Below are 18351 nucleotides of genomic sequence, written 5' to 3'. Positions count from 1 at the left end.
CTTAATCTTTGTCTATAACTCACAAGCTATGCCATATTCAGCTTCGTAGAGTCGCTTATACTCCTCCACGTTATCAGCACGCAGCTTCACAAGTTCCTCAGCCGGCACCTCGCTGAGTTTCGTGTAGGTCTTCTCGCTGGCCGATCCAGGAGCGCTCCCTTGATGTCCCAGTATTGCCGACAGCTTCACCTGTGGCTTCATGGCCTGAAGGGTCTTTTCCAACTCTTCGGCACCAATTTGTCCGCCGAGCTTCACGAACTGCTCCTTGTGTTGCGCATCAAGGCGCTTTTCTGCAATAGCGGTATCAACCAATTGTGCAATACGAGCTTCGGCGAGGGTCTGTTTCTCAGCCTTCAAGGTCTCATTCTCTTGCTGAAGTGCTTTCAGCTGCGCCAGCTTCGCATTGATCTCATTCTCTGTCGCCGTTTCCGGCAGCCCTAACTGCAGGGCGATAACTTTTTGTTCCATGTCTTTATTACTTTGATTGTTATTATGAGTGATAAGGGGAAGCCCGCAGGCTCCGTCCTTGCTTAACATTATTCGCTTTCCGTCTTTTTCCAGCACGATGGCATCATCGTTTGCGCCAACATCTGCCACGCTCACCTCGAAGAGGCGACTCTTCGTTATCGTCGGACGAGTTTGTCCTGGTACAAGCATTGTTGGGTCTTCGCTGGTCTCAATAATCTCAAGTCCTGCACTGACCATGCGCAGGCTTCCGAACTCGAACTGCTTCTGACAGCGCTCACTCTGTTCCGAAGCGCAGTCGAACATCAATTCTCCCGTTATCTCATCGTTCTCAACCTTTAGGTCATTCACGTAGCCAACGACATTGCCGCGCTCGTGCATATATAACAGGACGGGGTTTCGCTTATACTGCTCCACATCAATGCCTGCTGTCAGTACACGGAATCCGTAACAATTCACACTTTCATTCGAAATACGTACTCTTTTACCCATTATTCTTAATGATTTTTGATGCAATATTAGCGCATAAATCCTATCCTCCAAAATAATGGAGAACGCAGTTCCGTATATACTGAACGCAGTTCACACTTCCTTTTCTGTGTCAATATTTTGCGCCAATTTTGCACTATAAATAATTTACATTACAAAAAAAATGACGAAGGAAACGGAAAAGAAAAAATCGCTCGCCCGCTCACTCTACCTCTCGGGCATGGAGCAGAATGAGATTGCCGACAAGGTAGAGGTCTCGCGCATCACAATCTCGAGGTGGGCCAATACGGAGGGGTGGAAAGAAGCACGGGCGGCAAAAAACATCTCGCGCCCCGAACTGGTCAACAAGTTACTCGTGACAATAGATGGGCTCATCGAAAATGTCAACAAATCAGATGATCCAACGCTCATCGGCTCGCTGGCCGATAAATTATCCAAGTTGTCGGCAACCATCGAAAAGCTCGATAAGAAGGCCAATGTGATTGACGCTATCGAAGTCTTCATGGCTTTTAATCGATGGATACAAGACCAGGCCTCTTATGACCCAGAAATTACCCCCGAGCTCATCAAGGCGATTAATAAGTATCAGAACAAGTTCCTCATGGAGCGTATGCAGAACCCGTCTACATTATAATACACAACGAGTATGGCTACGATTGCAGAACTCAAACAGATGCAGCTGGAGTGGCAGGAACACTGCCGGCAGATACAGAGCATTACCGACACGAAGAGTCTCATTCGTGAGACGGCCGTGCAGAAAGAGCAGCGTATCCGTAGACTGCAGAAGGACTATGCCGCGTTCTGTGAGTATTATTTTCCACATTTCCTGCAGCTGCGCGACAAGGTCACGGGCGAGGTCATCCGTATTGTGCACAACGCGCCGTTCCACAATGCTGCGGCCCTGAAGGTCAAGAATACCCCTAATTTAAAAGCAGTATTCAAGTGGCCACGCGGACATGCCAAGTCCACACACATGGACATCTTCACTCCGCTGTGGCTCATGTTCCAGCTCAAGCGGCTCATCAACTTCATGGTCGTTGTCGGCAAATCGGAGGACAGTGCTAATCGACTGTTAGGCGACATTCAGGCGGAGCTCCAGTACAACAAACGCATCATCACCGATTATGGAAAACAGATGTCTATGGGCGACTGGACAGAAGGGGAGTTCACCACTAAGGATGGAGTGCACTTCCTGGCATGCGGACGTGGACAGTCGCCGCGTGGTCTCCGCAAACGTGAGGCTCGACCCGATTACATCGTTATCGACGACCTCGATGATGATGAGCTTTGCCGCAACCCACGCCGCGTGCGCGAGATAACAGATTGGGTGAAGGAAGCGCTCTTCGGTGCACTCGATGTCGGCCGTGGACGTTTTATCATGGTGGGGAACCTTATCTCAAAGACCTCGGTACTGGCTGATATCTGCAAAACCAAAGGCGTGCATGTGTCGGAGGTGAAGGCCGTCGATGGTGAGGGCAACCCTATGTGGCGCGAAAAGTGGACGAAAGAGGAAGCACGGACTTATGCCGAGTTCGTAGGCTACCGCGCCTGGGAAAAGGAAATGATGCACAACCCCATCATCGAGGGAACGGTCTTCAAGCAAGAGTGGATAAAATATGCCAAGCACCCGGCATGGCGGGAGTTCGACGAACTGGTACTTTACATCGACCCGTCGTGGAAAAGTAAGAAGGCGAACGACACCAAGGCGGCAAAGCTATGGGGTAAGTATAAGTCACAGCTGTGGCATCTGCGGGCTTTTGTCAGGAAGGCTTCCGTGGCCGAACTCGTTCGCTGGTGTTACGACCTCTACGAGTGGAGCCTTGAAAAGAATATCTCTATCCGCTTCATGATGGAAGCCAGCTTCATGCAGGACATTATCCTGGACGACTTCACGATAGAGGGCAAACAGCGCGGCTATCAGCTGCCCATCACGGGCGACAAGCGCAAGAAACCGGACAAGTTCCAACGTGTAGAGGCCATCAGCCCGCTATGGGAGCGTGGTTTTGTCTTTTATGACGTTTCGCAAAAAGAAGACCCCGACATGCAGGCAGGCATCGCGCAGACCCTTGCATTTGAAAAAGGCATGAGCGGCAACGATGATGCGCCTGATGCAGACGAAGGTGCAATATGGCAGTTACAGCGCACCACACGGCAGGAAAGTTTTCAGCCACAATTCAGTAAAAGGAAAACCTCAAAAAATAGTTGGTAAATGAAAAAATTAATCAAAGACATCATTTTCGCGTGGAAATACAAGCGTGCAGTGAGGAAGGCAGACTATCTGCGCCACATTACGCACCGCAAGCATATGGTCATTGTAGTTCGGGGTCGACTTGAAGTCATTTCCAAACAAGATATAAGGAAGTTCGTTGCAGGTGGAGTATTCCGTAAGGGAATGACCGCCCGCGACATCGAGCACAAGGCATTGTATATAACCTTATAAAACAAGTTGTATGTTTATCACAGAAGAAGATTATCGTGTAGTAATAGGTGAATCCGCCTTGAAAGTTGTTTCGCAGACCTCACCTGATAAACGCATGAATGCTGAGCGTGAGGCCATGGAGGAGATAGCAGGGTATCTGCGCCCCATGTACGACACCGAGGAAACGTTCAAAGCTGAAGGTGATAACCGCAACCAGCTCATCGTGATGTATGCCTGCGACATCGCGCTCTACCACATGACGGCAGCCATGCCCCAAAAGATGGGCAGTGAGATAAGAAAAGAACGCTACGAGCGGGCCATCAAATGGCTGGAGGGCGTACAGGCCGGCAAGATTATCCCTGCCCTGCCGGTGGCCACAGATGCCGCCACGGGTGAACCCTCCGGGACTGGCGTGGTGTGGCATTCGCAGAAACCCCTCAGACATAACTGGTAACAACCCATTAAAGCAATTCCTATGAATATCAAAGATATTTTTTCTTCACTTCGCGGCCGTAATGACAACGACCACATACTCCGCACCCCTTATGGCACATTCAACCTTGCCAAGGATGATGACAAAGCGCGCGTGAAACATGTCATCATGCAGCTGCAACAGACCACCGACGCGCTCACGCGTAAGGACATCGCCGACTGGCGGCGGGCATGGCAGGCAGCTATCAATATCGACAACCCCAACCGCAGCCCGCTCTACGACATCTACCGCGACACCGATGCCGACGGTCATCTGTCAGGGTGTATTCGCCAGCGCGAGGGCTTCGTCATGGCCAAGTCGTTCAAGATTGTAGATGACAAAGGAGAGGACAAGCCCGAACTGCTCGACTACTTCGACCACGCGTGGTTCAAGGATTTTTGTCAGTATGTACTTGATTCTCGCTATTGGGGGCATTCGCTCATTGAGCTGGGCGATGTTGTGGGGATAGGTACTACAGGCATAGCCTACGACTGCGTGAGACTCATTCCCCGCAAGCATGTCATTCCTGAATACGGGCGCGTCATCCTACAGCAGGGACAGGACTGGCATGCAGGTATTGACTACCACGACCCAGCCATAGCTGCTTCGCTCATTGAGGCAGGTAAGCCTAACGACCTCGGCTTGCTTCTGAAGGCCACGCTGCACACCATACCGAAGAAAAACATGCTCTCGTTTTGGGACACATTCGGTGAAATCTTCGGCATGCCGATGCGCATCGCAAAGACTTCTTCGCGCGATAAAAAGGAGATCGACCGCATACACCGCTTGCTCGTTGAATCGGGGGCCTCACAGACGGCCGTCATGCCAGCTGATACAGAGATAGAATTTGTCGAGTCGACTAAGGCCGATGCCTATCATGTGTATAATGAGCGTGTCAATCGGGCCAACTCTGAAATCTCAAAACTCATCATCGGGCAAACGATGACCATTGAGGACGGCTCGTCGCTTTCGCAAAGTCAAACCCACCTGCAGGTGCTTCAGAACCTCGTCGAGGGCGATGCCGACATGCTACGTGACGTCATCAACAACCAGTTGCTGCCGCGTATGGTGGCACATAAGTTCCCACTCGCAGGTTGCCGCTTCGACTGGAACGACACCATCGATTATACCCCCGAACAGCAGGTGGCCTATGAGTCAATGATTGCCGACCGCTATGAGGTCGACCCCGAATACTTTGCCAAGAAATATGCCATGCCCGTAGGGGAGAGAAGAGAGGCTGCACTGCCAGCTTCTTTGGTTCACGATGGGAAAGGAAGACAAGGTAAGACCTTGGAAAAAGATTTTTTCGACTAAGCCCCGCTGCCTATGTGGGGCTGCACAGTCGTTATGAAGCATTGCTCGCTGGGGATCATTGCTGTGCTTTATCAGCAAAAAAGATAGACCCGAAGCAGCAAGAACAGTTGAAGGCGGCATTCAAATCGATGATGAAAGGCCTTTTTAAGCAGCAGGGCGCATCACTCGATATAAACATCATCACCTCCAAGGAGGCGCAAGCGTTTATTGAAACGCATGCCGACGTGTTGAACAGTGCTTTTGAGCAAATGAAGATGTCGGCCACCATGCGCGATAGCTTGGAGCATTCCACCTATGTTTTCTCGGGGCTCAAAACTTTTCACGAACTCAATGAAGCCTTTCCTTCTTTGGTCGATGAGCAGGGTAATAAAAAGCCGTTCGAACGCTTTTTGAATGACGTTCAAAAGGTGGATAAAACCTATAATGAGCACTATCTGCGGGCGGAATATAACTTTGCGCATGCTTCGGCCATGATGGCGGCGAAGTGGGAGGCGTTTGCCGAGGACGGCGACCGTTACAACTTGCAATACCGCACGGTGGGCGACGATCATGTGCGCCCCGAGCATGCTGCCCTCAACGGCACGACGTTGCCTTTCAGCGATGCGTTTTGGGACAGCTACTATCCGCCCAACGGGTGGAACTGCCGTTGCACGGTGGTACAGGTGCGCAAGACAAAATATCCCGAAACACCGCGCGAGGAAGCCTATAGGCGTGGGGCCGAGGCTTTGGCTAACGACACGCGCGGCATGTTCCGCTTCAATCCCGGCAAGCAGGGCAAGGCCATGCCTGACTACAATCCCTACAGCATACGCCGTTGCAACGACTGCGACCTTGCCAAGGGGAAGACAAACCTTGCCTTTGTGCCCGAGAATGAACTCTGTGCTGCGTGCAGGTTGGTAAGACAATGCGAAGCAAACCGCTATGAGGTGAAGAAGGAATATGCGAATGGCGGAAAGGTGCAGGTGCATCAATTGGTCAATCCTCATGACAGCGACTATGGAAAGCTCATGAGTGTTGCTGACTTCTTTGCTCAGCATGGTGCAGAAGTGAAACTCACGCCGAAGATGTCGCGCCCGCAAAAGTTTGTCTATCAAAACATCTATCACTCGCTCATGGGTACGAAATTCGAGGGCAAGTGTCCCGACCTGCTCATCGATGGGAAGTGGTACGAGCACGAAGGGTTTACATCAGACAATCCCAAGCGAGCGTTTAGAAACATGTTAACGCATGGATTGAAACAATCCAATAGAATTATCATAGATCGACCCGATTTAACGGACAGATATATGATAAGGAGTATCTATGGTCACATCAAAACAGGCAAGGATATAGAAGAAATTTGGGTAAGAGATACAAACGGAAACATCACTTCACTGTATAAAAAAAACGGACGGCCGACCAATGGCCAGCCCCCGCAAGTAACGAATCGGTAGTCATTAGCTACGGAATCGTTGCTGCAAATATACGTAATAAAAATAAGAATCCAAATAAATAATGAAGAAAAATCGCAAAAATGGACTCAACGAGATGCTAACGTGCACAATACGATTGCCGAAAGCAACAATATGCCCAGTAGCAGCACCCAAGGGAATAGGGCAGAGACTATCTGAATGGTTCGGCCTGAGGAACTGTAGTCGACACCACCACCTGCTCGATAGAGCACTACACTCTTCTGCAGTGATGCGATGCCTGAACGAATATACAGAAAGCTATATAGCACGCCAAGCACCACCGATAAGGATAGAAAGGCGACACTCGTCATTTTCATTATCCGAAGAGTACTATACGGTTGTGCTGCATCGTCGAACACGGCAATCAACCCTATTAGCGTTGCACTTGTCATGGTGCAATGGCGAATTATCTGTTCGCGTGTCCGCTCCAAGGCATCTTTGGCTTTCAGTAGCTCTGCGCGAAAGTGGGCATCATCCCCTTTTCTATACTCTATTACTGTCATAGTCTTTTTGGGCAAAGATACAACGAATTTACCAAAATAAAAGCAAAAGCCGTACACTGAAAAAGCAAAAGGTTCTGACCGAGCACGTAGCCCGTCAGAACCTTTTCACGTTTCTTTTCGTACGTATTGGCTATAACACACCTTTCACGCCATACACCTCGATACTCTCAAGAATATCCTCGTGGTTGTGGTTGGTGATGGTTTCTGTGAGACGCAGGCCGTGGAAGCTGTTGCCTTCCACGCCGTCCATGGCCGCGCGAATTTGGGCAATCAAGGCCCAAGCGGCTTCCTGTCCGCCTTCTAACCAGTCGGTTACGACGTGCAACCTGACGCTACCTTCACCACGATAGCCACCACCCACGTAGGGTTGCCACGCTATCGGGCCAAACTCGACGAACACGGCGGGACGTGCCCAACTGTCTTCCTGCTCAATGAACTCCACGTTGTGGTTCCAAAGGTCGACGTGCTTCACTGCTTCAATCTTTTCCATCGCTGCCTTGAGAGCTGCATACAATTCTTTTCTCATTTTCCGTTCAGTTTGAATTCGTTGTTAAAATATTCCTCTAAGTTTTGCTCAATGATTTCCGTCACAGCCTTTTCCACTTCTGCCGACGCGCCCAGGAACTGCCGCCGAGGTATTTTGATGCTGCTGCCCACCTTCATCAAGGCCATGAATTTCCAAAAGGCGGCCTCACTGCTGAGCTGCTGTGTGCGGTGGTCGTTGCGCTTTTCGCCATTCTTCTTGCGGCCGAAACCGCCTACACACGCGTAATAACGATGCCAAAAATAGCCTTTCATGCGCTGCGTCACCTTGATTTCGCCACCCTCGTTGTGGAGGTCGGCCGCAGGGTGTGTGGAATAGAACGTTACGCCGTCATGGGTGATTTTACTCATAATGCTGCGGCGCAAACCGCCGGTGTCGACCAATGTGGCGCGTCCGGGGCGCAAGGGGCTGCGGCGACGTGCCCACTTCTCGGTGAAGAAAGCCTGGTGCGCGAAGTTTTGGTCGAATTCATCTTTCAGCTCCACCTGCACGTCTCTCAGCATGCGGGCAAGCACTTGTGTTAAATCATTTTCCATCGTCGTCGAAATCGAAGAGCAAAAGTGGACGAGGCGAGTCGTTGTTGTCGCGGCGCACTTTCACGTCAATCTTAAGCATCTTATACATGGCGCGCTCGCTGATGCCATAGACGGGATAGATGTAACGGCGCCAGATCTCTCGGTTGGAAAGACCCGACCTCGCCCATTGCTGATATATCGCGTTCACGTCGGCCACGCGCTTGAGATAGCTCACGCCACGACGGCGCTCATTGTCCACTTTCATGTTGTTCTCGAAATTTGTTTTGTTGTCTGTTTCTTTTAACCGCAAAAGCATGGCAACCCATTTGCTGCCATGCCGTAAAGTCTGTATATGCCTTAGGCCTACATCCTGCAAAAGCTCGGTTCAATGCGCTGCCACACATTCGTTTCGGGGTTACGCTTTGAGAAGTAGTAGTTGATGGCGTTCTTCTGCACGACGTTGGCTTCTTTGAAAAGGCGCATGATTTCGGCGTACTCGCTGTCGAATTTATCCTCTAATTCATACAACTTCGAAATGCTCTTGTAGTCAAGATCGCCGGCTTTGTTACGTTCCAGCAGCGTCATAGCCATTTGATACATCGGGTCGTCGGCACCTTTTTCACTTTGTTGCATGTAGCGTTTGAGGTAGTCGATGAGTCGTTCGGCAGCAAGGTCGGCGCGCTCGTCAAAGCCTTTCACCTTGTTGCTGGCCACCTCTAAGCGGAAGTTGCCGTCGGTGATGGTGTAGCTGCGCTGGTCGCTCTTGCGCAGCTGACCATAATCGCGCATCACACCCACAAAGCCTTCGACCTCACCCTGCAGCCACTGGTGAAAACTTTGCACGTCAGCGGCCACGCGTTGCAGACGTTCCTCCACGCTGTGCATCAGTTCGGCACGCAGACTCTCGTAGGTCTCGCGACGCTGGATGCGACTTTGTTTTTCCTCGTTTTGTAACTCAGCGAGTAGCTTTGCCCGCTCCTCCTTACTTAAATTCTTAATGTTCACTGTTGTTTCCATATCTTGATGTTGAATAAAATGTTTAATTTTCGATTGCTTTCTCCGCCGCAACCACCACAATGGTTTGTTGCAGGCGGACTGCTGTTGTGGGTTGTTCGGGCTGCTGTGGATGGGCTTTCAATCCCCCTTTGCGCTCGATGATGCGCAGTTTCACGGCAAGGGCCTCCAATTCGTCGATGCTGATGTGGCGGAAGGCTTTGCCGGCAATGCGCACATCTTTGCAAAAGGCATCTACGCGGTTCCAATCGGTGGTGTCGATGCCGAGCTGCTGCATGAGCTTGAGCACCTCACTACGCCTGCACCGGAGTTGTCGGCGCAAGGCTTCGCGCTGCGCATCGTGGTCCGTGAGACGTTCCATGTCGCGGCACATCAGATCGTATTCCTGCGGTGTAGTCTCACGCAGCGAGGTGGTGCGGCCGTCGGTGTATTGCGCTACGAGCGACTCCTTATCTGCACTGGGCAGCAGCTTCAGCAGCGTGTAAAAGCGGGCATAGTTGCGTTCGTGGGTCATTGCGGTTCGTTTGAGGGTTGCATGTAATACACCAGCAAAGGCTTCCCATTGCGTTTAATGAGCAATTGTGTCTTGCCATCCTCGGTCATCAGGTCGGTTGTTACCTCACTTCTCACGTTGATGTCGCGGCGCGTGTAGAGACTATGAATGAAGGCGTCGATGAAATCGAGCAAATCCATCCACTCCTCGGGCGTGTTGTCAATGCCACGCATGGCGTAGTGTAGACTTACCTCCATTTGCAACCGCAGCAGCCACTCGGGCTTGTCGTGCGGTATCATTGAATAATACTTTAATTTTTCCATTTCCGTTTAACTTTTATCTTTAAAACAAACTCAGTTGGTCACCTTTTTGCCGAACGATTTCAATCCAGCTCTCATCAGGGGCATCGATGTCGCGCAGTGTTTCGACATCAAAAGGCCCGAATACGAAACCGTTTTCACCTACCATATACTTTGCCGGAGCTTCTATCAGTTTGGCCCGTACATGCAAATGGGGACGTCGGGGGCTTTCCTGCTTGCCAGTAAGAAACGTAGGCTTTCCGCAAGTGCAACCTTCAAGGAAACCCGTCACCTGATAAATCCGTCCCTCATAGCATTCTTCATGTCCGACCCAATGATTTCTGAATTTATCACCTACCTGTATCATTGCTTGCCCTCCATTGAATGCTTATCACTGCATCAAGCCTTCCGCTGCCTTTACACACGGGGCATCCTTGCTTGTAGCGTTCACGATAGCAGTTTTCCTGCCAGTGGTAGCCGTTGCCTTGGCAATAGCTGCACACGTGGCTACGGCTCAAAAAGCGCTCTCCCATGCGCCCTCCTGGACTCATCAGCCCTGGGGCAATTTCTATTGTTCGTTTTTCCTTGCTCATATCCAATCTACTATTTTATTTCCAAGCATTGTAATCTGTTTTATTTTCTTACCTATTGCCATAGCGAAGTAATACTCTGCCAAGGCACCTGGGCTTTCGTGCCAGTCAGGAAGCAGACAGATGATATCACACCGTTTCAGTTGCATAATGTCAAGAAGAAGTATCTCTTCATAGAAGTTCGTGCCACATGCCTTTGCGTAGTTCTCTGCCATGATGCCAAGCCCGCTCTGAGTCGGATTAAACACTTTATATCCTTTTGCTTTCAACCACGCTTCTGCCTCTGCAAATTTCTTGCGAGTTGTATCGCTAAGAATATCTTCACCTATCTTTCCTGCGATATATACTTTCTTTATCCGTCTTTCCTTACTCATACTCTTTTTACTCAATTACTAATTGCACATTGAAATGAAACTCACGACACAGCCGCCTTATCTGCCTTATCTTGAACGGCTCGCCACCCACGCCGAAGAAAATAATGTGTTCGCGCGTGTTCGCCCTCACGCCCTTCTTCCGTAATCTGTAGAGTAGGTTGTCTCGCTTGTTTGCCATACTATTTTTCTTTTTGCTCTTCTCCCCAATACATCTTTGCGCGCTCTTCCCAAATGGTGTAGTACCCCTTACTTCCGAAATACCGCCCTTTGCTGATGGCGCGAAACCCACTGACGAATATCTTTAGGCTCGCATCATACATCACGCTCACGGCCGTGCGCCCAGCGGGCTTGTTGCCATCGGCCTGACTGACGAAGATGAGCAGTTTGTTGGCATGCCGTTCTTTGAAAGCCTCGTAGTCTTTGAAGCTCATTTTGGTGTACTGAAAGCTGTCGATAACCACGATGTCGGGACTTTTATGCTTGCCGAGGCGTGCCGACAGCAGCTGCATATTCTCGCGGTCGAGCAACACGAAGCGGCGTGCCACATCCTGCATGCCAGCCGTCATCAGGGCATTCTTCATCGTCAGCGATGCGCCCTCCTCCAAGCTGTCGTAGGCCACGCGGCCGAAGTGCGACAGTGCTTTGCAAAGCTGCAACATGAAACTCGTCTTGCCGTTGCCGCTGTTGCCCCACACAAACCACACGCCATTTTTCTCGGGACAACCGAAGGCTTCTTCCCATGCCCCTTCAAAGGGGTAGGTTTCTTTCTTCATGCGCATAACGTCGCTGACGCTCAGTGCACGACGCAGCACGGGATGGTCTCTTTTCCACAAGGTTTTTTCAAGACTTTTTATTTGTTCGCGCAGATTAGCATTCGTCGCCGTGAGCTCGGCAATCACCTGTGCTGCATCTTTTGTTCCACTTGCCATTTGATTACTATTTTAGGATTGTTTTAACGCTACTTGACTGCTGTTTGCGCTTGCATCACTTTTACGCGATGGATATTTTTCTTCACGCGGCGCAGGTCGAAATCATACGCCTCGGCATCTTTTACAACCTCTGAGATGCGACTTTTGTCGGTCACACCGTTAGCCATGCATACGGCATAGACATCGTGGGGAGCGGTGGGTTCCAATTCGTAGAACTTGCGGCCGATGCGAGAGTGAATCTCGTTGTATCCACACTTGTTGTAGCGCAGCCCCATGGTCATGCGCCGCTTGATGTAGCTGGTGGACAGGAAGACGATGCCACATTTGTCCTCCAAGCGGTTGTAAAGGTCAATGAAATAATGAAAGACGCGCTCGGGCAGTTTGTCGGCTTCGTCGAAAAGCAGCAGTGGTGCTTGCATCTGAATGAGGTCGTCGATGATGCGGTCGAGCAACTCTCTGATGCTGTAGCCCTCGGTGCGCTGACCGATGCGGCGTGCAATCTCGCGAATGAAGTCGCTCTTCTTCATGTCTTCAGAGCACAAGATGTAGAACACCTCGCTGTTTTCAGTAGCATAGAGGCGCGCTGTGGTGGTTTTGCCGCAGCCAGCCTCGCCCACGATCCACGTAACATTTCTCACGGCTTGGGCATCTTTCATGACGAGGGTCATCTCCTGAAAGGCTTTTGTCTCGACCACCTGCCAGTCGGTGGTGGTCGTGGTGCCGAGTTGTGATGCGAGGTTGCGCCACATCTCGTCGCTGATGTTTTCCCACTTACCTTGCAGAATGCTGCTCACCGTTGCGCTGCTCGTGCCCGTGAGGCTCTGTGCTGCCTTGTTCTGACTGGGATATTTGCTGACGTATAGCCGCAAACACTCTTGGATTTGTCCCTTCTCGTTTGTTGTTAACTTGCTCATCATATTGTTTTTTTAATTCGTTGAATTGCTAATACTTTCCTGCTACCGCAGCCATGTCGACCACTGCTGTCTCAACCTTTGACCAGTCTTCAAGGCTCACTTGCTTCGTCTTTCGTCCTATTTTATACTCTTCAGGCGCTTGGCTGTAAATGCCTGTGCGCCGTTCTATCTGCCGGCGTTCGGCTGCCGTCATACCTTTAGGCTTCGGGCTATGTAGTCCGTGCTGCTCGGGCATCATGCCGTGAGCCTTTTCTATCTCACGTCCTGCAATGGTGCGCTCAATGCGGTCTGTGGTGTTGGCTGTCTGTTCTTGACGGATAAAGGCAGCTTCGCCTGTGGTCTGCTCCTGTATGGCGCGATGTATCACAACATAAGGTTCGGCTACGCGTTCAAACCTCAGGCTGCCGTCAGCTTCTTTCTTATAGAGTCGGACGCTTCCGAAGTCGTAAGGATCATACTTAACAACAAACCGCTCGTAGGTGTGCTGGCGGCGCCATTCGTGGTCTGGCACGCCTGGCTGGCTCATCACTTCGTATTGCCGTTTCTGCTTTTTGATGGTGACGCTGATGCCTTGGTCGGTGAAGGTGCTCATGCGCTTAGCTGTCACCCAAAACATATCCACCATATCGTGTGCCGTGACCGGCTGCGTTTCCTCATTCACGCTGTTGTCGTAGGTTTCCTGTCGGCTCTTGCCGTATGCAGGATGCGCCATCTCGTTCCACTCCTTCGTAGCCTTTGCATAAGCATCTTGCAGCTCCTCTAATGTATAGAGGGCATCCTTGTTTGCCTCGATGAATTCAAGATTAGGGCGAGAGGCCATCTTTTTGGCCGTGATGTTTTGTCCTGTGAAGCGCCAATCCTTGTGCAGCACTTGTTGTTGGAACCGGCCGAACACCGCCTCAATGGTCTTTGACTCGCCGTTATAAGGCTGCGTGGTCCTATGCACGTGGCAAAGCTTCTTAAACAGTCCGTCAGCGTCAAGTTTTTTGTGTCCGCCCTGGTTGTCGTGCACAATCTCATAAGGCTTGTGCTTGCTGGTTTGAATGGCCATGCGGTAAGCATGATATTGCGCTTCGTAGTCCTCCGTGTCGCTGATATGCCAGCCAAGCATCACCTCGCTCATCGCATCAATGACCACATAGACCTGCGTGGTCCGCACCTTACCGTCCTCGTCCCTGTAATACAGGTTGAGCTTCGTGCCGTCGCCATACCACAAGGCATCGCGCTTCACGGGCAAGGCCGTGCGGTGCTTACGTCCGAACTTCTGTCGTGCAGCCTGCTCACCATATACAGCATCATACCATAGTGGCTCAATCGCAGCACTGTTCAGCCATCGTTTCATGCCGCTAAGGCTTTTCAGCGGCTTCCAGCCGTTTGCTTCTGCCTGGCGGTTTGCCTCTTCAAAGAGTTGCGTATCCGTATATACAGGAACCCGACAACGTTTCAAGGCTATAAGCAGCTGTCCGAATTCGGGTGTAATCTTAATTGTATTCTGATTACCCACCTTACCGCTAATCAAGCTACTATACCCGCCAGCTTTGAAAGCCTTGAGCTTTGCTTTCAGTCGTGCTTCATTCTGTGGAAGGGTGTGCTGATATTCTTCACGCATAGCTTCAGAACTCTGATAGATTACCTCCCATGCTCCGCCTGTGCTGGCATTCAGGCTCTGACGGATGGCCTGACGCTGTGCCATCATCTTCAATAGCTCTTTCAGTACGCTGGCATTGATGGTGTACTCTTCAATGAGCTTCTCTGTAAGATGTTCCTGCTTGCCGTTCTTCTCGTAGGTGAAGTTCTCAAAGAACTCACGTGCCTCTCCGTCAAGCTTGATGCGGTCGCGCATCATGGCTTCCTTCATGCGCTGCTCGGGGTCGCCGTAACGTTCCATATAGCGCTCCTTATATTTTTGAGGAATGGAACTCCATGCGTAGAGTGCCTGACCGCCTTCGCCACCTCCACGGTGAACGCTGACGATGTTGCCACGGCTCACATTCTTCAGTAGCGTACCACCTGTAACAACAGGCTCGCTACCTCCAGTTAGTTCCGCGTAGGTTACGCACAATATCTTATTGAAATATTCCATCCCGATGAATAAAAGGTTACAGGCTCATCGCCATCAGTTCAACCTCACGCTGTAGACCCATGAAAGCCGGAATGTTCAGGTTCTGTTCCTTGCGGGTTTCAACACCGTCTACAAACACACTCGTCGTACCATCCTCGCGGTCGAACACTAACTTCACACGCTCGCCAAAGGTTTGTGTTGTTGTGCGCTCGGCCTCCTCGTGGGTTGTTTCCATCCCCTCCTGTTTCCAGTTGGGGATGCCGTTCAGCTGCATGAGGGCTGTGTAGCGTATCTTCTGTGCAAGGTCGCTGTCGCTTTTGAAGTTCAGTGCCTTCCACACCATCACTTTCGAGCAGCCGAAAACTTTACGTAGGTGGGCCGCATCCCTCTTACTCACATAAATTTTCTTATCCATATCTGTCGATTTTAATAATTTGCTTTGGGCGAGCACAGGGAGTCGAACCCTGCGGGAGCGACCCGGCAGTCCGTGCTACTCGCTTTGTCATCCTACAATCTATTCACCTTGAATACCATTCACACGCCGTTTGAGCGCTGTTAAAATCATGTCGGTAAGCGAGAGGCAGGTGTAATAGGCATTGTCTCGGAACCGCACAAGCTGACTATCTTCAACACTGCGCATGTCACCAATCACAGCATCTAAAGCATTAACCAACGCTTCTATTTTTTCAGTGCTGACCTTGTCTAAAAGATTCTCGTTCATATTCTTTAATCTTAAATGTTTGTTTCTCTCGCCCCTTTTTCGTATTTTTGGGCGCTGTTAATAAACTTAACACGCTGCAAAGATAGCGATAATTTTCAACCATCCAAACTTTTTGGATGATAATTTTCATTTTATGTGTAAAATTTTATCACGCATACAGGAATTATCCAAGCACGAAGGGATAACTATCGGCGCGCTGGAGAAAAAAATAGGTGCAAGCAAGGGGGTTCTATCACGAGCTATAGCAAAAGGTACAGACATACAAGCCAAATGGATAGAATCGCTCGTTGAAAATTATCCCGAATATTCTGCAGAATGGCTTCTTACAGGCAATGGTGATATGCTCAAAGCCACAGATGAGAGTGAGCCTACGATTGCCGAGCAAAGGCCTGCAGTGGCCATCTATCCTACAAAGCATGTAGATGATGGGCAACAAGGCATCCCCCTCATTCCTTTCAGTGCCATGGCTGGGGCACTGCGCGGAGAGATACAAGCTTTTGATTATGAATGCGAGCACTATATCGTTCCTGAATTCAAAACAGCAAACTTCCTGATAACTATCAATGGCGACTCGATGCTCCCCACCTATAAATCAGGAGACATCGTGGCATGCCAGCGTGAAGCGATGACATCGGTCTTCTTCCAATGGAATCGCCCCTATGTTCTCGACACGGCACAAGGGGCAATCCTTAAACGCATCAAACCTGGTTCAGACAAAGAACACATCCTTATTGTATCAGATAACCCTGCTTACGACCCTTTTGAACTCCCCCTGTCCGAAATCTATTCCGTCGCACTCGTCATCGGCTTTATCCGGCTCGAATGATGCTACATGTATAATAGTAAAGCTGCGAAGATCACAGCAAAAGCTCTTCAGCCTCTGCAATGATAGCTTCAATCAAACACATATTATCATCAAGCACATCCACACACATTTCATGCAAATGTGCTTTCAAGCATTGCCTTGCATAATCGCGCGCACACTTTTTAATGGTTTTACGCCCTAAATATAGCTAAAAATACCGATAAATACAGCGTTCTGTAAAAAATCACCTTATAAAAAAGTGGTAATATACCCTATAATCTTGGAATAAGGGAGGGGGTAAAAACAGCAAAAACGCGCATAATCGATAATTTTCGGTCATTGTGAGGGGGGCTAATTCCATGAGTTTTATGTTAAAAGTGTCCACCCTAATGTCCACCCAATCGATACATTTCGTTTTGCACTGTCCACCCAATCGTCCACCCAAGTGTCCACCCAAACCCATTTTTCACCCAAAAATCACCCTCATTTTACCCCCAAAAACACGAAAAACGGCCTCCAACCGTTCAAAAACGTATTGAAAGCCGTTCAACTATCGTTCAATCAGTGTTTTAGCTATTCAAATAATCCCTCATTTCTTAGCTTTTGAGCGGATCAACTCTCCCGTCCTGATACATGCCTTTTTGTTCAATACTACGCCTCCTTTACTCAGCCCTACACGCTCCAGCGAGCATTGCTTTATACCTATCTCCTCGGCCGTCAAAACGCTATAAATCGCAGGTATCGAACCAAAGTAGTAGTTCCTCCTTCCTTCCATCAACTGTACATGTATAACCTTTGTCATATCTACTCCATTTTCTGTTGCAAATATACAAAATAGTTATTATATACGATATTTTGATATATTATATTTTTATCATTAGGAACAAAAAAAGAGTAAACATTATCAAGTCTACTCCCTTTTTATCGTGCTTTTTAGTCGTCTGTACAAGCTGTTCTTTTCACCCCAGCCGTCTCCCCTTACATGTATGCAATAACCACCTGTCAAGGCCTAAATAACGCCCCGTGTAACCCTTAATTAACACCCATGTAACATTCATGCTTCAAACACTGTTCAAAAACCCCTTCAAATGTAACACAAATGTAACACAAATGTAACACGATGTAACATTTCGTTTTTCCATCCCTCAACTCTATATTTCTGCGTAACTCTCTATCTATCAACAATTATAACGATTTTCTTCCTCTCTCCTATTTTATACATTTCGTTTTATGCCCCTTAATTAGGATCCTTTGTGAATAATTTCTGTACGGCTTCTATTCCACCCTTTTCATAGGCACTAATTATTTTATCTATATCACTTCCATGTAAAGCTAGTTCATGACTTATTGTTTCTACCAATTCACTAGCTGTTTTACCCTTAACATCCAGCCGTAGAATTATGTTAAGTTTTCCATCTATTTCCTTTGCAGAAAATGAACCTTCTAAATTTGACATGAAGACAAAATGGTCATGAGCATCTTTCATATCATATTCTTCTATTCGGAATCTATATTTAGAATATTTTCCATTACCATTTACACCATATTGGCTTTGATTTTTCTTTAAAAAGCTCCTATAAACTGCCTTCCATAATTTGTTTGTCCAAACATACGCATTGCTTCCATATATTTCTTATTACTTCTATATGGAGTTCCATTAGCCCAACCTCTATTATCTGTCGTTTGAAAAAGAATAGGATATATATCTTTTCCATCTGAATCTATTAAAATTATAGGGTTGTTTATACAATAAACATAAGATGATACATTCGGATATTTTTCTTGCATAATATCTACACTCATCCACAGACTCAACCTCGGTTCATAGTACCTTGCACCATAGTAGTACATACCCGTTTCCTCGTCCAGCTCCTTTGCGTTGAAGAGGTAAGACGTGTTCCAAGTGTTGTTGCGTTCTTCTATGAACACCTCACCGAACGGCACATACTCGATGTGCTGTGATACTTCGCCGTCCAAA

27 protein-coding genes are annotated in these 18351 nt (G+C 49.0%); 7 read left to right on the top strand and 20 right to left on the bottom strand.

Annotation, left to right across the window (positions count from 1 at the left end):
• Positions 1 to 12 precede the first annotated feature (12 nt).
• Positions 13 to 957, bottom strand: a complete 945-nt coding sequence (locus X919_RS0111935; protein ID WP_028900310.1) for an HK97 family phage prohead protease — start codon at positions 955 to 957, stop codon at positions 13 to 15.
• Between the two features lie 160 nt (positions 958 to 1117).
• Here X919_RS0111935 and X919_RS0111930 point away from each other — a divergent pair, with 160 nt between their 5' ends.
• The 6 genes from X919_RS0111930 (at position 1118) to X919_RS16935 (ending at position 6592) form a co-directional block, all read left to right on the top strand.
• Positions 1118 to 1588, top strand: a complete 471-nt coding sequence (locus tag X919_RS0111930) for a terminase gpP N-terminus-related DNA-binding protein (protein ID WP_028900309.1) — start codon at positions 1118 to 1120, stop codon at positions 1586 to 1588.
• 12 nt (positions 1589 to 1600) lie between these two features.
• On the top strand, positions 1601 to 3163 hold the full coding sequence (locus X919_RS0111925; protein ID WP_028900308.1) for a hypothetical protein: 1563 nt from the start codon (positions 1601 to 1603) through the stop codon (positions 3161 to 3163).
• Complete coding sequence (locus X919_RS0111920; RefSeq protein WP_028900307.1) at positions 3164 to 3394, top strand: hypothetical protein; 231 nt, start codon at positions 3164 to 3166, stop codon at positions 3392 to 3394.
• A 10-nt stretch (positions 3395 to 3404) separates the two neighbouring features.
• On the top strand, positions 3405 to 3827 hold the full coding sequence (locus tag X919_RS0111915; protein WP_028900306.1) for a phage protein Gp36 family protein: 423 nt from the start codon (positions 3405 to 3407) through the stop codon (positions 3825 to 3827).
• 21 nt (positions 3828 to 3848) lie between these two features.
• On the top strand, positions 3849 to 5159 hold the full coding sequence (locus X919_RS0111910; protein WP_028900305.1) for a phage portal protein family protein: 1311 nt from the start codon (positions 3849 to 3851) through the stop codon (positions 5157 to 5159).
• Between the two features lie 128 nt (positions 5160 to 5287).
• The gene (locus tag X919_RS16935) at positions 5288 to 6592 is read left to right on the top strand and encodes a phage minor head protein (protein ID WP_253270141.1); all 1305 of its coding nucleotides are present in this window, start codon (positions 5288 to 5290) and stop codon (positions 6590 to 6592) included.
• An 86-nt stretch (positions 6593 to 6678) separates the two neighbouring features.
• On the opposite strand, the gene X919_RS0111900 is transcribed toward X919_RS16935, so the two are convergent.
• The 16 genes from X919_RS0111900 to X919_RS0111830 all read right to left on the bottom strand — a co-directional run bounded on the left by X919_RS0111900 (position 6679) and on the right by X919_RS0111830 (position 15568).
• Positions 6679 to 7113, bottom strand: coding sequence for a hypothetical protein (locus X919_RS0111900; protein ID WP_028900304.1), 435 nt, complete (start codon positions 7111 to 7113; stop codon positions 6679 to 6681).
• 130 nt (positions 7114 to 7243) lie between these two features.
• Positions 7244 to 7639, bottom strand: coding sequence for a gp17 family tail completion protein (locus tag X919_RS0111895; RefSeq protein ID WP_028900303.1), 396 nt, complete (start codon positions 7637 to 7639; stop codon positions 7244 to 7246).
• Positions 7636 to 8193 (bottom strand): phage virion morphogenesis family protein, encoded by a 558-nt coding sequence (locus tag X919_RS0111890; RefSeq protein WP_028900302.1) that lies wholly within the window; start codon positions 8191 to 8193, stop codon positions 7636 to 7638. The genes X919_RS0111895 and X919_RS0111890 overlap by 4 nt, the downstream gene beginning before the upstream one ends.
• Positions 8183 to 8437: a hypothetical protein gene (locus X919_RS0111885; RefSeq protein ID WP_025070603.1), complete on the bottom strand. Its 255-nt coding sequence runs from the start codon at positions 8435 to 8437 to the stop codon at positions 8183 to 8185. The genes X919_RS0111890 and X919_RS0111885 overlap by 11 nt, the downstream gene beginning before the upstream one ends.
• A 98-nt stretch (positions 8438 to 8535) precedes the next feature.
• A complete protein-coding gene (locus X919_RS0111880; RefSeq protein ID WP_028900301.1) occupies positions 8536 to 9189 on the bottom strand; it encodes a DUF3164 family protein in 654 nt (217 codons plus the stop codon).
• Positions 9190 to 9211: 22 nt separating this feature from the next.
• A complete protein-coding gene (locus X919_RS0111875; RefSeq protein ID WP_028900300.1) occupies positions 9212 to 9700 on the bottom strand; it encodes a hypothetical protein in 489 nt (162 codons plus the stop codon).
• Positions 9697 to 10002 (bottom strand): BAR domain-containing protein, encoded by a 306-nt coding sequence (locus tag X919_RS0111870; protein ID WP_028900299.1) that lies wholly within the window; start codon positions 10000 to 10002, stop codon positions 9697 to 9699. The genes X919_RS0111875 and X919_RS0111870 overlap by 4 nt, the downstream gene beginning before the upstream one ends.
• A 19-nt stretch (positions 10003 to 10021) precedes the next feature.
• Positions 10022 to 10345, bottom strand: coding sequence for a hypothetical protein (locus X919_RS0111865; RefSeq protein WP_028900298.1), 324 nt, complete (start codon positions 10343 to 10345; stop codon positions 10022 to 10024).
• The gene (locus X919_RS0111860; RefSeq protein WP_028900297.1) at positions 10329 to 10571 is read right to left on the bottom strand and encodes a hypothetical protein; all 243 of its coding nucleotides are present in this window, start codon (positions 10569 to 10571) and stop codon (positions 10329 to 10331) included. Before X919_RS0111860 ends, X919_RS0111865 begins: the two co-directional genes overlap by 17 nt.
• Positions 10568 to 10942 (bottom strand): DUF4406 domain-containing protein, encoded by a 375-nt coding sequence (locus X919_RS0111855; RefSeq protein ID WP_028900296.1) that lies wholly within the window; start codon positions 10940 to 10942, stop codon positions 10568 to 10570. The genes X919_RS0111860 and X919_RS0111855 overlap by 4 nt, the downstream gene beginning before the upstream one ends.
• 7 nt (positions 10943 to 10949) lie before the next feature.
• Positions 10950 to 11120, bottom strand: coding sequence for a hypothetical protein (locus X919_RS16930; protein ID WP_172642738.1), 171 nt, complete (start codon positions 11118 to 11120; stop codon positions 10950 to 10952).
• 1 nt (position 11121) lies between these two features.
• The gene (locus tag X919_RS0111850; protein ID WP_253270140.1) at positions 11122 to 11871 is read right to left on the bottom strand and encodes a P-loop NTPase family protein; all 750 of its coding nucleotides are present in this window, start codon (positions 11869 to 11871) and stop codon (positions 11122 to 11124) included.
• 29 nt (positions 11872 to 11900) lie between these two features.
• Complete coding sequence (locus X919_RS0111845) at positions 11901 to 12785, bottom strand: AAA family ATPase (RefSeq protein ID WP_028900294.1); 885 nt, start codon at positions 12783 to 12785, stop codon at positions 11901 to 11903.
• Between the two features lie 28 nt (positions 12786 to 12813).
• On the bottom strand, positions 12814 to 14868 hold the full coding sequence (locus X919_RS0111840; protein ID WP_028900293.1) for a DDE-type integrase/transposase/recombinase: 2055 nt from the start codon (positions 14866 to 14868) through the stop codon (positions 12814 to 12816).
• A gap of 16 nt (positions 14869 to 14884) precedes the next feature.
• Entirely contained in the window at positions 14885 to 15262 is a 378-nt protein-coding gene (locus X919_RS0111835) for a hypothetical protein (RefSeq protein ID WP_028900292.1), read from the bottom strand.
• Between the two features lie 99 nt (positions 15263 to 15361).
• Positions 15362 to 15568 (bottom strand): hypothetical protein, encoded by a 207-nt coding sequence (locus X919_RS0111830; protein WP_028900291.1) that lies wholly within the window; start codon positions 15566 to 15568, stop codon positions 15362 to 15364.
• A 133-nt stretch (positions 15569 to 15701) separates the two neighbouring features.
• Between X919_RS0111830 and X919_RS0111825 the strand changes: the two genes are divergently transcribed.
• Positions 15702 to 16394, top strand: coding sequence for a S24 family peptidase (locus X919_RS0111825; RefSeq protein WP_036917950.1), 693 nt, complete (start codon positions 15702 to 15704; stop codon positions 16392 to 16394).
• A 568-nt stretch (positions 16395 to 16962) separates the two neighbouring features.
• Here X919_RS0111825 and X919_RS0111815 read toward each other — a convergent pair.
• The 3 genes from X919_RS0111815 to X919_RS17315 all read right to left on the bottom strand — a co-directional run.
• The gene (locus X919_RS0111815) at positions 16963 to 17175 is read right to left on the bottom strand and encodes a hypothetical protein (protein ID WP_028900289.1); all 213 of its coding nucleotides are present in this window, start codon (positions 17173 to 17175) and stop codon (positions 16963 to 16965) included.
• A 435-nt stretch (positions 17176 to 17610) separates the two neighbouring features.
• Complete coding sequence (locus tag X919_RS0111810) at positions 17611 to 17859, bottom strand: hypothetical protein (protein WP_028900288.1); 249 nt, start codon at positions 17857 to 17859, stop codon at positions 17611 to 17613.
• A gap of 77 nt (positions 17860 to 17936) precedes the next feature.
• The coding region (locus tag X919_RS17315) for an RHS repeat domain-containing protein (RefSeq protein ID WP_036917948.1) at positions 17937 to 18351 on the bottom strand (415 nt) is incomplete at its 5' end.

This window comes from Prevotella sp. HJM029 (assembly GCF_000599605.1).
Taxonomy (GTDB): Bacteria; Bacteroidota; Bacteroidia; order Bacteroidales; family Bacteroidaceae; genus Prevotella.
Note: the sequence above shows the minus strand (reverse complement) of the source record. Positions and strands in the feature narration are given on the sequence as shown.

What these genes read in the sequence shown, in the direction of transcription:
- X919_RS0111870 (WP_028900299.1), bottom strand. Translation starts at nt 10,002, where the DNA reads ATGGAAAAATTAAAGTATTATTCAATGATACCGCACGACAAGCCCGAG.
- X919_RS0111890 (WP_028900302.1), bottom strand. Translation starts at nt 8,193, where the DNA reads ATGGAAAATGATTTAACACAAGTGCTTGCCCGCATGCTGAGAGACGTG.
- X919_RS0111925 (WP_028900308.1), top strand. Translation starts at nt 1,601, where the DNA reads ATGGCTACGATTGCAGAACTCAAACAGATGCAGCTGGAGTGGCAGGAA.
- X919_RS0111895 (WP_028900303.1), bottom strand. Translation starts at nt 7,639, where the DNA reads ATGAGAAAAGAATTGTATGCAGCTCTCAAGGCAGCGATGGAAAAGATT.
- X919_RS0111865 (WP_028900298.1), bottom strand. Translation starts at nt 10,345, where the DNA reads ATGATACAGGTAGGTGATAAATTCAGAAATCATTGGGTCGGACATGAA.
- X919_RS0111920 (WP_028900307.1), top strand. Translation starts at nt 3,164, where the DNA reads ATGAAAAAATTAATCAAAGACATCATTTTCGCGTGGAAATACAAGCGT.
- X919_RS0111900 (WP_028900304.1), bottom strand. Translation starts at nt 7,113, where the DNA reads ATGACAGTAATAGAGTATAGAAAAGGGGATGATGCCCACTTTCGCGCA.
- X919_RS0111860 (WP_028900297.1), bottom strand. Translation starts at nt 10,571, where the DNA reads ATGAGCAAGGAAAAACGAACAATAGAAATTGCCCCAGGGCTGATGAGT.
- X919_RS0111815 (WP_028900289.1), bottom strand. Translation starts at nt 17,175, where the DNA reads ATGACAAAGGTTATACATGTACAGTTGATGGAAGGAAGGAGGAACTAC.
- X919_RS16930 (WP_172642738.1), bottom strand. Translation starts at nt 11,120, where the DNA reads ATGGCAAACAAGCGAGACAACCTACTCTACAGATTACGGAAGAAGGGC.
- X919_RS0111845 (WP_028900294.1), bottom strand. Translation starts at nt 12,785, where the DNA reads ATGAGCAAGTTAACAACAAACGAGAAGGGACAAATCCAAGAGTGTTTG.
- X919_RS0111930 (WP_028900309.1), top strand. Translation starts at nt 1,118, where the DNA reads ATGACGAAGGAAACGGAAAAGAAAAAATCGCTCGCCCGCTCACTCTAC.
- X919_RS0111910 (WP_028900305.1), top strand. Translation starts at nt 3,849, where the DNA reads ATGAATATCAAAGATATTTTTTCTTCACTTCGCGGCCGTAATGACAAC.
- X919_RS0111915 (WP_028900306.1), top strand. Translation starts at nt 3,405, where the DNA reads ATGTTTATCACAGAAGAAGATTATCGTGTAGTAATAGGTGAATCCGCC.
- X919_RS0111835 (WP_028900292.1), bottom strand. Translation starts at nt 15,262, where the DNA reads ATGGATAAGAAAATTTATGTGAGTAAGAGGGATGCGGCCCACCTACGT.
- X919_RS0111935 (WP_028900310.1), bottom strand. Translation starts at nt 957, where the DNA reads ATGGGTAAAAGAGTACGTATTTCGAATGAAAGTGTGAATTGTTACGGA.
- X919_RS0111885 (WP_025070603.1), bottom strand. Translation starts at nt 8,437, where the DNA reads ATGAAAGTGGACAATGAGCGCCGTCGTGGCGTGAGCTATCTCAAGCGC.
- X919_RS0111880 (WP_028900301.1), bottom strand. Translation starts at nt 9,189, where the DNA reads ATGGAAACAACAGTGAACATTAAGAATTTAAGTAAGGAGGAGCGGGCA.
- X919_RS0111855 (WP_028900296.1), bottom strand. Translation starts at nt 10,942, where the DNA reads ATGAGTAAGGAAAGACGGATAAAGAAAGTATATATCGCAGGAAAGATA.
- X919_RS0111850 (WP_253270140.1), bottom strand. Translation starts at nt 11,871, where the DNA reads ATGGCAAGTGGAACAAAAGATGCAGCACAGGTGATTGCCGAGCTCACG.
- X919_RS0111825 (WP_036917950.1), top strand. Translation starts at nt 15,702, where the DNA reads ATGTGTAAAATTTTATCACGCATACAGGAATTATCCAAGCACGAAGGG.
- X919_RS0111875 (WP_028900300.1), bottom strand. Translation starts at nt 9,700, where the DNA reads ATGACCCACGAACGCAACTATGCCCGCTTTTACACGCTGCTGAAGCTG.
- X919_RS0111810 (WP_028900288.1), bottom strand. Translation starts at nt 17,859, where the DNA reads ATGAAAGATGCTCATGACCATTTTGTCTTCATGTCAAATTTAGAAGGT.
- X919_RS16935 (WP_253270141.1), top strand. Translation starts at nt 5,288, where the DNA reads ATGATGAAAGGCCTTTTTAAGCAGCAGGGCGCATCACTCGATATAAAC.
- X919_RS0111830 (WP_028900291.1), bottom strand. Translation starts at nt 15,568, where the DNA reads ATGAACGAGAATCTTTTAGACAAGGTCAGCACTGAAAAAATAGAAGCG.
- X919_RS0111840 (WP_028900293.1), bottom strand. Translation starts at nt 14,868, where the DNA reads ATGGAATATTTCAATAAGATATTGTGCGTAACCTACGCGGAACTAACT.